Source organism: uncultured Traorella sp. (assembly GCF_944327115.1).
Taxonomy (GTDB): Bacteria; Bacillota_I; Bacilli_A; order Erysipelotrichales; family Erysipelotrichaceae; genus Traorella.
Window position 1 is genome coordinate 44,458 of sequence record NZ_CALVGS010000039.1, and the last position, 10,769, is coordinate 55,226.

Below are 10,769 nucleotides of genomic sequence, written 5' to 3' on the forward strand. Positions count from 1 at the left end.
GAGGAAGAAAGATGAGCGTAAACAATATTAGTTCTATACAAGTTCAATTAGCTTCTCCTGAACGTATTCTTGAATGGTCACATGGCGAAGTAAAAAAGCCGGAGACGATCAACTATCGTTCGCAAAAACCAGAAAGAGACGGATTATTCTGTGAAAGAATATTCGGTCCAAGCAAGGACTGGGAATGCTACTGTGGAAAGTACAAGAAGGTTAGATATAAGGGAGTTGTATGTGATCGCTGTGGTGTTGAGATAACCAAGTCAAGTGTTCGTCGTGAAAGAATGGGACATATTGAATTGGCAGCACCGGTGGCTCATATCTGGTATCTGAGAGGAATTCCTTCAAGAATGGCACTTCTTTTGGATATCACTCCAAAACAGCTGGAGGAAGTTGTTTACTTTGTAAGCTGGATCGTAACGGATCCGCGTGATACAAAACTGATGTATAAGCAGATCCTTTCAGAAAGAGAATATCGTGAAAATGTTGCGATTTATGGTCCGGGATCATTTAGCGCACAAACAGGAGCTGAAGCTGTTCAGACGCTATTGAAAGAAGTAGATGTCGAAAAAGAATTTAAAGCTATCACAGCTGAGCTTGAAAATGCTCAGGGTGAAAAGCGTAAGAAGCTTTTGAAAAGATTGGATACAGTGGATGCCTTCCGTAATTCAAATAACAAACCTGAATGGATGGTATTAACGGTATTGCCGGTCATACCTCCTGATTTAAGACCGATGCTGCAGCTGGATGGCGGTCGTTTTGCGACAAGTGATCTTAACGATCTATATCGTCGTGTCATCACACGTAACAATCGTTTAAAGAAGCTTTTGGATCTGGGAACGCCGGCCATCATCGTGCAGAACGAAAAGCGTATGCTTCAGGAAGCTGTCGATGCTTTGATTGATAACGGACGTCGTTCCAAACCGATCACAGGTGCCGGTGGAAGGGCCTTAAAGTCACTTTCACATGCCCTGAAAGGAAAGCAGGGACGTTTCCGTCAGAACCTTTTAGGAAAACGTGTCGATTTCTCCGGACGTTCTGTTATCGCGGTAGGACCGGATCTGAAAATGTATCAGTGCGGTATTCCTCGTGAAATGGCATTGCAGTTATTTAAACCATTTGTTATTAATGAAATTGTAAATAAAGAAATTGCCAGCAATCCAAAGACAGCTGAAAAGCTGATCGATCGTCTGGATCCACGTGTATGGGACATCGTTGAAGAGGTTATCGATGGTTATCCGGTACTCTTGAACCGTGCTCCGACATTGCACCGTTTAGGTATCCAGGCATTTAAACCGAAGCTGGTCGAAGGACGTGCCATTCGTCTTCATCCGTTGGTATGTACAGCGTTCAACGCTGACTTCGATGGTGACCAGATGGCAGTGCATCTTCCTTTGAGTGAAGAGGCACGTGCAGAAGCTTTAGTGCTGATGTTGGGTTCTAACAATATTCTTTCACCAAAAGATGGAAAACCGATCGTTACACCTTCTCAGGATATGGTTCTTGGAAACTATTATCTGACGATGGAAGAAACGGCAGATTCCATGCGTGAAGAAGCACAGCGTTACCGTGATGTTGATTGTGAAGAACAGGCACTTGAATGGGAACGCTATGCGGATAACGAAGGACATGTCTTTAAAGATGTCAATGAAGTGTTGATGGCCTATGATCAAAAGGTCGTTCACTTACATTCAAGAATTGCCATTCTGGCAGGTTCTTTGAAGAAAACAACGTTCACTCCTGAACAGAATCAGATGTATCTGATGACGACTGTCGGTAAGATCATCTTTAATGAGATGTTCCCTGAGGATTTCCCTTATCTGAATGAGGTTTCTGATGAAAACTTTAAGGCTACGCCTGATAAATTCTTCATCAAACCGGGAGAAAATATCAAAGAGATCATTGCTGTTCAGCCGATCGTTCCTGAGGTAAAGAAGAAACAACTGGGATTGATCATCGCAGAGATCTTTGCAAGATACTCAACGAAGAAGACTTCAGAGATATTGGATGCCATTAAAGACATGGGATTCAAATATTCTACGGTAGCTGGTATCACGGTTGCGTTAAGCGATATTCAGGTCGTAGAAAATAAAGGTGAAAAAATCGAAGAAGGAAAGCGCAAGGCTGAAGAATTGATGCAATTGCGTCGTAAAGGTAAGTTAACGATGCAGGAGTGGGAATCACACCTGAATCGTTTGTGGGATAACATTAAAAATCAGATCGGTGATGAGCTGATGGCTAATCTGCCTCATAAGAATTCCATCAACATGATGGCGGATTCAGGAGCCCGTGGTAATAAGTCAAACTTTACACAGCTGGCTGGTATGCGTGGTTTGATGAGTAAGCCGAGCCAGTCAAAGTCGACTAGAAGTTATCAGCCTTCGATCATCGAGGTGCCGATCTATTCTTGTTTCCGTGAAGGTTTGAATGTGTCTGAATTCTTTATTTCTACTCATGGTGTGCGTAAAGGATTAACAGATACAGCCTTAAAGACTGCGGAATCCGGATATCTGACACGTCGTCTTGTCGATGTTGCACAGGATATCGTCGTTCGTGAAGATGACTGTGGTACAGATAATGGTTTCATGGTCGAAACGGTTATCGATCGTAAAACAAATACTGAGATCATTCGTTTATATGATCGTCTGGTAGGACGTTATACGAAGCAGACTGTCACAGATCCGAAAACCGGTGAAGTGATCATTGAATCAGATGAGTATATCGATGAAGCAATTGCCAAGAGGATCGTTGATGCCGGAATCAAGCAGGTATTGATCCGTACGGCATTTACATGTAAATCTATCTATGGTGTATGTAAGAAATGTTACGGCCGCAATATGGCAACAGGAAAAGTTGTTGAGGTTGGTGAATCCATTGGTATCATGGCTGCCCAGTCAATCGGTGAGCCGGGTACTCAGCTGACGATGCGTACCTTCCATACAGGTGGTGTCGCAAGTGCCGGCGGAGGAGATATCACGCAAGGTTTACCTCGTGTTGAAGAGCTTTTTGAAGCACGTAATCCAAAAGGTGCGGCTGTTCTTGCTAAGATTTCAGGTGAAATTACTTCTATCACTCAGACCAATACAGGTTATGAGGTCGTGGTTACGAATGAGCATGAAAGTCAGGTGCATAAGCTTGGACCGACACAGGTCATCCGTTCATGGCTGAAAGAAGGCAGTATGATCGAGGCCGGTGATAAGATTACTGAAGGTCCGATCTATCCAAAAGAACTGTTGGAAGTTGCTGGTGTCTTAGAGGTTGAAAAATATATCCTGAAGGAAGTTAAGAAGGTTTATAATTCTCAGGGTATTGATATTTCTGATAAACATATTGAAGTCATGATCCGTCAGATGCTGCGTAAGGTAGTCGTTATTGATGGCGGTGATACGACATTGTATCCTGGTGTTCAGATCTCCCTTGTAGAGATTACCAAGATCAATCGTCGGGCATTGCTGTCCGGCTTGCGCCCGGCACAGTTCAAGCCGGTGCTGTTAGGTATTTCAAAGGCTTCTGTCGAAACAGATTCCTTCCTGTCAGCCGCTTCATTCCAGGAAACGACAAAGGTTCTGACAGAAGCAGCTGTTAAAGGTAAGGTCGATCATCTGATCGGATTGAAGGAAAATGTTATCATCGGAAAACTGATTCCGGCAGGAACCGGTTATAGTGATGAAAGAGAAACTTCAATCGAGATCAATAAGCTTGCAGCTGAGCTGAAAGCGAAACGTAATGCTCGAAATCATGTCGAAGAAGAAAGCGAAATGATGAATTACGTAACAAATGATACGGTAAATGATGACGTCATTCAGGATATGATTGACGATGATCAGCTAAGTGTTAAAGAAAGTGCGGAATAAAGTGAGAGAAATCTCACTTTTTTTCGTTCAGTTGTGGTAAAATATATAAGGTGACTTAGGGGGAATAAGATGAATAAGACATTATTTATAGGATCCGTGGTATTAGACATGATCGTTCATGTTGACCATTTACCAAAGCTGAAAGAAGATATCAATACGACAAATATTAAATTTTCCATTGGGGGCTGCGGTTATAATGCCAGCAGTATCGTCAGACATTTCCATCTTCCTGCGGTATGTACCTCACCTATCGGTACGGGAAGATTTGCGGATATTTTAAATGATTTATTGACAGATAGAAATTATCAGCCGCTGATAAAGATCGATGATGAAGATAACGGCTGCTGCATATGTCTGGTAAACGCCAGTGGTGAAAGGACGTTTTTATGTCAGCATGGTGCAGAATATCAATTTAAAAAATCATGGCTGAAGGATGTCTGCCGAGATGATCTGGATTATATCTATGTAAGCGGGCTGGAATTAGAAGAAAAAGATGGTGATGAGATTTTGGATTATCTTGAAGAAATGCATGTACCTGTTTTCTTTGCTCCGGGTGCCAGAATCATGCATATTTCTGAAGAAAGAATGAAGAGGATGCTGGCGCTTCATCCGATCATACATCTGAATGAAGATGAGATAACAGCATATACAGGATGTGAAACGATCAGTCATGCGGCTCAGCGCCTTCATGATAAATCAAAAGAATTAGTCATTGTAACCTGTGGTGAAAGAGGTGCCTATTATACTGACGGCAACATAGGAAAATTAATAGCCGGCTATAAAAACAAGGTCGCAGATACGATTGGTGCCGGGGATTCTCATGCCGGTGCCTGCATTGCCGGATTAAAGATGAAAATGGGTATCGAGGACATCATAAAAATGGCTAATAAAATTTCGTCAAAAGTCGTAGGAATTGAGGGCAGTGAGCTGAGTGAAGAAGAATTTAATGAAATTTCTTTATAAAAAATAAGTAAAATTATGTAATAAGTTGCGATAAAAGATCAGATTTTTATTGACATTTAAAGGCTTAAAATTATAGAATGAATACGTTATTAAGTATAACAAGGAGGAAAAGAAAAGTTTATGAAAAAACTTGCAAAGCTGTTAGTTGCCTTTGCGATGACTGCCGGTTTGGCTGCATGTTCAGGTAATGGCACAACGACAGGAGATGAGGCCACGACGATTACGATCTGGCATACCTTTACTGAAGATCAAGAGGATTTGCTGGAAAAGATCGCCGATGATTTTGAAAGCGAACACGAAAATATCACGGTTGAGGTTCATGGCGGTTATGATGCCAGTACGTATGAATCCGTAGTTACGGATGCCATAACAAATGAAGTAGGACCTAATCTGGTATTCAATTTTGCTACATTTGCTAAAAACTTTGATGGTACAGGTAAACTTCTTTCATTTGATGATTATTGGGACTTTGATTATGCTGATATTACATCTGCAGGTATCGTAGACGAAGCTACGAATTTCTCTGATGGAAAGATTCATGCTGTTCCTATTTATACTGCAGGTCCTGTTTTGTTTGTTAACAAGGCTATTTACGATGAAGTGGGTGTTGATATTCCAACCACTTGGGATGAAGTAAAAGAAACTTCTAAGAAGATCTATGAAGAAACAGGTGTTGTAGGTTTGTCAATCGACTCATTGACTGATTTTGCCCAGTTATTGATCTATCAGTCACATCAGGGACAGATCGTTGATCTTGAAAAGAATGAAGTTGTTTTCAATGATGATAAGACTCTTGAATGGGTTAAATGGTGGGCAGAAGGCGTTCAGGAAGGTTATTTCCAAGTAGCTGCTCAGGGTGCTGACGGATATAACTCAGGTGATCTGAACAGTGGTCTGATTGCTTCTTATATCGGTTCATCCGCTGGTATGCCTTATCTTGATCTTTCAGATATCAACGGTGATTTGCAGGTTGTAAGAGTTCCGAAGATGTCTGATAAAGAATACGAAAATGCTGGTTTGATCTGGAACCGTGCTGCTATCGGATTCAATGGTACAGAAGCACAGAATCAGGCTGTTGCTGATTTTGTCGAGTATTTCATTAGCCGTAATGCTGAATGGGTAGAGGTCGTAAATGCTAACTCACCATACACAGAAGTTCTGGAAGATGAAAGCTATCAGGAATTCGTAAATTCTGATAAGGCTTTGAAAGCTCTTGGTGAACAAGTACCAGTTTCATTCGTTGCTCCTGTATTTACAGGTTCTACTGAAATGCGTAACCAGTTAGAAGAGTTATTTAAAGGTCCGGCTGATCCATCCTTCGATGCCGCAACGGCTTTACAGAATGCTGCTGACAGAACAAATGCAGCAATGCAAGCTGAATAAAACTTTTAAAAAGGTTGAAGGAAATTGATTTCCTTCAACCTTTTATTCAATGAATAGATATCATAGATTCCGTTATGCTTTGAAAGGAAGGGAAGTTATGCGTAAATTACTGGTTTTTTGTTTAGATGCGCTATGTACGCTGGATTTGGAATATATGAAGACACTGCCTCATTTTAAGGAGGTTTTTGAAAAAGGAAGTGTGGTCAAGCATGTTGAGCCTGTTTATCCGACCTTGACCTATCCGTGTCATTGTTCCATATTGACGGGAAAAACAACTAAAAATCATGGAATCATACATAATGAAATTGTCGATGTTGAAAATCCAAACGCTCCTTGGTATTCACTTCGTTCACAGATCAAGGGAAAGACGCTGATGGATGTCGCAAAGGCCAACGGACTTACGACATGTTCGCTTACATGGCCTGTGTCAGGTGGAGCAGATATTGATTACAATATGCCGATGATTGTTCCGATTGATTATCAGGGCGATGATCCATATCAATTTTATGAAAATTATTCTACCCAGGAATTGCTGGATCGCTATTATTGGAAATATGAGCACTATCTAAAGGGAGAAGATAAAAATTTAGATGAGTTTACGATGCATCTTGCACTTGATATCATAGAAGATTATCATCAGCCGGATGTCATGCTCGTTAAGATGTGTGATCTGGATACGGTCAAGCATTGTGAAGGTATCGACAATGATGAAGTAAAAAAACAACTTAGAAAACATGATCGTCAATTTGGACAGATTTTAGAAGCTGTCAGACGTTTTGGTGATTATGAAAACACAAATTTTGTAATTCTTGGTGACCACGGTCAACAGAATATCAAGCGTCATATCAATTTTAATTTATTGCTGAAGGAAAATGGATTTATCCAGACAGATGAACAGAATCGTTTGATTGACTGGCAGGCATATTGTCATTCCGCTTCTATGTCAGGCTGGATCCAGCTGAAGGATCCTAATGATGAAAAGCTTCGTAAAAAGGTATATGATTTTCTGATGGAAATTAAAAAGGATCCGCAATATAACATAGGATATGTATTTACTAAAGAAGAAGCAGATAGGGAATTTGGTTTAGCTTCTGAAAAGATTGACTTTGTAATCGAGGGTGATGAGCCGATGTCCTTTGACAGTACGCTTTCAGGAAAAGATCTGTTTGAAGAATATTTGAAGCCTGGATGGCATCACTCACTGGCTTCTCATGGATATCTGCCATTTAAAGATGAAACGACTGCTTTTCTGGCATTTGGAAAAAATGTACAGCAAGGGGTCGTGATCGAAAGAGGAACGATGTTGAATGAAGCTGTCACGATGGCTGCCATGTTGGGACTGACAATGGAAGACACCGAGGGAGCAGAGTGGCAAGAACTAATAAAATAGGAGATAGAAGATGAAAGTTACAATACAAAACTTAACAAAATGCTTTGGTGCAACAACTGCTGTAAATGATTTTTCGGCGGTTATTGAATCCGGAGAATTGATTGCACTGCTGGGCCCTAGCGGTTGCGGTAAAAGTACGATGTTAAATATGATTTCAGGTATTTTGCCGGTAACAAAGGGAAAGATCTTTTTCGATGATGAAGATGTTACCGATTTAAGCCCCGAAAAACGTGGTGTAGGTTTAGTATTTCAAAACTATGCTTTATATCCGCACATGACTGTTTTGGAAAATATCTGTTTTCCGCTAGAAATTAAAAAAGTTAAAAAAGAAGAGCGCATTGCCAGAGCCAAGGAAATGGCTAAGCTGGTTCATGTTGAAGCCTTGCTGGATCGAAAGCCAAGTCAGCTTTCAGGAGGACAGCAGCAGCGAGTAGCTATTGCCAGAGCTTTAGTTAAACATCCGCGCATCTTGTTGCTAGATGAACCACTTTCAAATCTTGATGCTCGTTTAAGAATTGAGATGCGTGAGGAAATCCGTCGTATCCAACAGGAAACAGGCATTACAACAATTTTTGTTACACATGATCAGGAAGAGGCGATGAGCATTTCAGATCACATCGTTTTGATGCGGGATGGCTTCCTCCAGCAGATTGCCCGTCCACAGGAATTATATGATGAACCGGCGAACTGCTTCGTTGCCGATTTTCTTGGTACACCACCGATCAATAAGACTTATGGTGTTGTAAAAAATGGCACGATCGTTCTTGAAGGAGATTGCACAGTAGCCTTAGAAGCTGCGAAAAATCTTGATGAAGGACGTGAAGTGATCCTTTCCATGCGTGCCGAAGCTATTATTGTGAATGACAGTGTTCCGTTAGCTGAGGGTACGATCGATGAAGTCTATGTCATGGGTAAGGAAGTATTGGCTTATGTGCAGCTGGGCAGCAAAAGAGTGAGAGCCTATGTCGAAGCTGATGAAGAATATGGCAAAGGTGAAAAAGTTAAAATCGGATTAAAGAAACGTGGTGTTTTTGTTTTTGATAAAGAAACGGGAGAACGTTTAGTATGAAACAAGTGCCATCCAAAAGCGTCAGCAGATTTTCTTTAGAAAAGTTGAAGAACAAATCAGAATGGCTGATTTACCTTGTTCCATTTGCTGTGGGAGTGATCATATTTACGCTTTATCCGATCATCAATGTATTTTTGACCTCATTTAAGGAAAATTTTAATTACATGACCAAAGAATTCAGTGGCTGGGGATTGGGTAATTATACCTATGTGCTGCAAGACCCATATTTCCATCAGGCACTGAAAAACACCTTCTTTTATGTATTTATCGTAATTCCGATCTCTACTTGCTTAGCGGTTTTGATTGCAACCTTATTGAATCAAAAGATCAAATTCAGCGGGTTATTTCAAACGGCCTATTTCTTGCCTATGGTCACATCAACGATTGCCGTTGGTTTGGCATGGCGATTCATGTTTAATTATAAATCAGGTGTTTTCAATTATTTCTTAGGGCTTTTTGGCATAGATGCCATAAACTGGCTGCAGGTAACAACGGGTAATTTTCCGGCATTGTGTATCTATGGTATTTGGGCTATCTTACCGTTTACGATCATTTTGCTTCTTTCAGGATTGCAAAATATCGATCCGATGTATTATACTGCCGCAAAAGTTGACGGAGCCGGTCCTATTCGTATCTTTTTCAAAATTACGGTTCCATTATTGATGCCGACGATATTCCTTGTCATGATCGTTAATACGATTAGCTGTTTCAAGGTATTTAATGAATTATTCCCGTTATTCAGCGGACCGGGTGTTGCCAATAATTTATATACAGCTGTATATTATATTTATTATCAATTCAGAATACAGATTCCTAGCCGTTATGGCTATGCGACAGCAGCGGCAGTCATTTTGTTTGGTATCATCTTTGTATTTACGATGCTTCAACGCATTATTGAAAAGAAGTTAAAAAACTAGGAGGATAAGATGAAAAATATTTTTAAACATCTGACAATTGGAAGAGTTTTAACTTATTTCTTTCTGATCATCGGTGCACTGATCATGGTGTTTCCGTTTTATTGGATGATAACAGGTGCTTTTAAGACCTCGTTGGAAATTCAAATGTTTCCTCCTCAATGGATACCGTCTTCATTCAGCTTTGATAATTTCAAAGAGGCTTTGGAGAAAGCTCCTTTTGCTACTTATTTTATTAATTCCGTTATTGCGATGGTATCGAGCGTTACCTTATGTACGATTACGACGATTTTGGGAGCCTTTGCTTTTTCAAAGCTGAATTTCCCGGGAAGACATATTATCTTTGGGCTTCTTTTAGGACTTATGATGGTTCCATTTGAAATGATCGTTATTACCAACTATCGTACAATAATCGACTGGGGAATTTATAATACACTTTTGGCACTGATCATTCCATTCACATCGAGCATTTTCTATATGTATATATTGAAAGGGTTCTTTGACAGCATACCTGACAGCTTGTATCAGGCTGCCAGGGTCGACGGTTGCAGCAATTGGAAATATTTATGGCGAGTAATGGTTCCGATCGCAAAGCCATCATTGGTAACAATAATTCTTTTGAATGCAATTGCTTCGTGGAATAGTTTCTTATGGCCGATGTTGGCGGTTGTTGACAGGGAATTAAGAACCTTGCCTTTCGGATTATATGCATTTGTATCTGAAGGTGGTGCGAAAACAGAGCTGATGATGGCCGCTTCAACGATCATCGTCATACCAATGATCATTCTGTTTATATTTGCAAGAAAACAAATCGTTAATGGTGTGGCCCGTGGCGGTATCAAAGGATAACAATTTATCTTATAGATTGAAATGGCGGATATGATGAATTTCATGTCCGCTTTTTTTATATAACATTTTTCAATTGGCGAAGATTTAAAAAAAAGAAGATACATTGATAAATTGATCCCGGAAAAAAAGGAAGGATCATGCATGAAACGGCTAACAAAAAAGGGGAGAGGGAGGAGGGGAGAAAAAGAGAAAAAAAAGTAAAAAAAAGCGTTGACAGGAGAGAGAGTAAGTGGTATTATATACAAGCACTCGCAAGAGGGCGCACGGTCTTTGAAAACTGAACAAGAAACGTCAATTTCAAAAGGATAAAAAAAGAAAGAAAACGAACGCGAGTTCGTTCATAAAGAGTC

At 40.4% G+C, this 10,769-nt stretch carries 8 protein-coding genes; all 8 read left to right on the plus strand.

Annotation, left to right across the window (positions count from 1 at the left end):
- Window positions 1-11 precede the first annotated feature (11 nt).
- Complete coding sequence (rpoC, locus tag Q0K35_RS03310) at window positions 12-3,851, plus strand: DNA-directed RNA polymerase subunit beta' (RefSeq protein WP_294561254.1); 3,840 nt, start codon at window positions 12-14, stop codon at window positions 3,849-3,851.
- Window positions 3,852-3,920: 69 nt separating this feature from the next.
- Window positions 3,921-4,814, plus strand: a complete 894-nt coding sequence (locus Q0K35_RS03315) for a PfkB family carbohydrate kinase (RefSeq protein ID WP_294561255.1) — start codon at window positions 3,921-3,923, stop codon at window positions 4,812-4,814.
- A gap of 120 nt (window positions 4,815-4,934) precedes the next feature.
- Window positions 4,935-6,197 carry an extracellular solute-binding protein gene (locus Q0K35_RS03320; RefSeq protein WP_294561256.1) on the plus strand — a complete coding sequence of 421 codons (1,263 nt, stop codon included), beginning with the start codon at window positions 4,935-4,937 and terminating at the stop codon, window positions 6,195-6,197.
- Window positions 6,198-6,294: 97 nt separating this feature from the next.
- Window positions 6,295-7,587, plus strand: coding sequence for an alkaline phosphatase family protein (locus Q0K35_RS03325; RefSeq protein ID WP_294561257.1), 1,293 nt, complete (start codon window positions 6,295-6,297; stop codon window positions 7,585-7,587).
- A 10-nt stretch (window positions 7,588-7,597) separates the two neighbouring features.
- Window positions 7,598-8,656 (plus strand): ABC transporter ATP-binding protein, encoded by a 1,059-nt coding sequence (locus Q0K35_RS03330; RefSeq protein WP_294561258.1) that lies wholly within the window; start codon window positions 7,598-7,600, stop codon window positions 8,654-8,656.
- Complete coding sequence (locus tag Q0K35_RS03335) at window positions 8,653-9,573, plus strand: sugar ABC transporter permease (protein WP_294561259.1); 921 nt, start codon at window positions 8,653-8,655, stop codon at window positions 9,571-9,573. Before Q0K35_RS03330 ends, Q0K35_RS03335 begins: the two co-directional genes overlap by 4 nt.
- A gap of 9 nt (window positions 9,574-9,582) precedes the next feature.
- A complete protein-coding gene (locus Q0K35_RS03340; protein ID WP_294561260.1) occupies window positions 9,583-10,419 on the plus strand; it encodes a carbohydrate ABC transporter permease in 837 nt (278 codons plus the stop codon).
- A 137-nt stretch (window positions 10,420-10,556) separates the two neighbouring features.
- The gene (locus Q0K35_RS03345; protein ID WP_294561261.1) at window positions 10,557-10,700 is read left to right on the plus strand and encodes a hypothetical protein; all 144 of its coding nucleotides are present in this window, start codon (window positions 10,557-10,559) and stop codon (window positions 10,698-10,700) included.
- Window positions 10,701-10,769: the final 69 nt, after the last annotated feature.

Bases quoted from the DNA above. Each gene is read 5' to 3' on its own strand.
- Q0K35_RS03315 (WP_294561255.1), top strand. From the start codon at position 3,921: ATGAATAAGACATTATTTATAGGATCCGTGGTATTAGACATGATCGTT.
- Q0K35_RS03320 (WP_294561256.1), top strand. From the start codon at position 4,935: ATGAAAAAACTTGCAAAGCTGTTAGTTGCCTTTGCGATGACTGCCGGT.
- Q0K35_RS03345 (WP_294561261.1), top strand. From the start codon at position 10,557: ATGCATGAAACGGCTAACAAAAAAGGGGAGAGGGAGGAGGGGAGAAAA.
- Q0K35_RS03340 (WP_294561260.1), top strand. From the start codon at position 9,583: ATGAAAAATATTTTTAAACATCTGACAATTGGAAGAGTTTTAACTTAT.
- Q0K35_RS03335 (WP_294561259.1), top strand. From the start codon at position 8,653: ATGAAACAAGTGCCATCCAAAAGCGTCAGCAGATTTTCTTTAGAAAAG.
- Q0K35_RS03325 (WP_294561257.1), top strand. From the start codon at position 6,295: ATGCGTAAATTACTGGTTTTTTGTTTAGATGCGCTATGTACGCTGGAT.
- Q0K35_RS03330 (WP_294561258.1), top strand. From the start codon at position 7,598: ATGAAAGTTACAATACAAAACTTAACAAAATGCTTTGGTGCAACAACT.
- rpoC (WP_294561254.1), top strand. From the start codon at position 12: ATGAGCGTAAACAATATTAGTTCTATACAAGTTCAATTAGCTTCTCCT.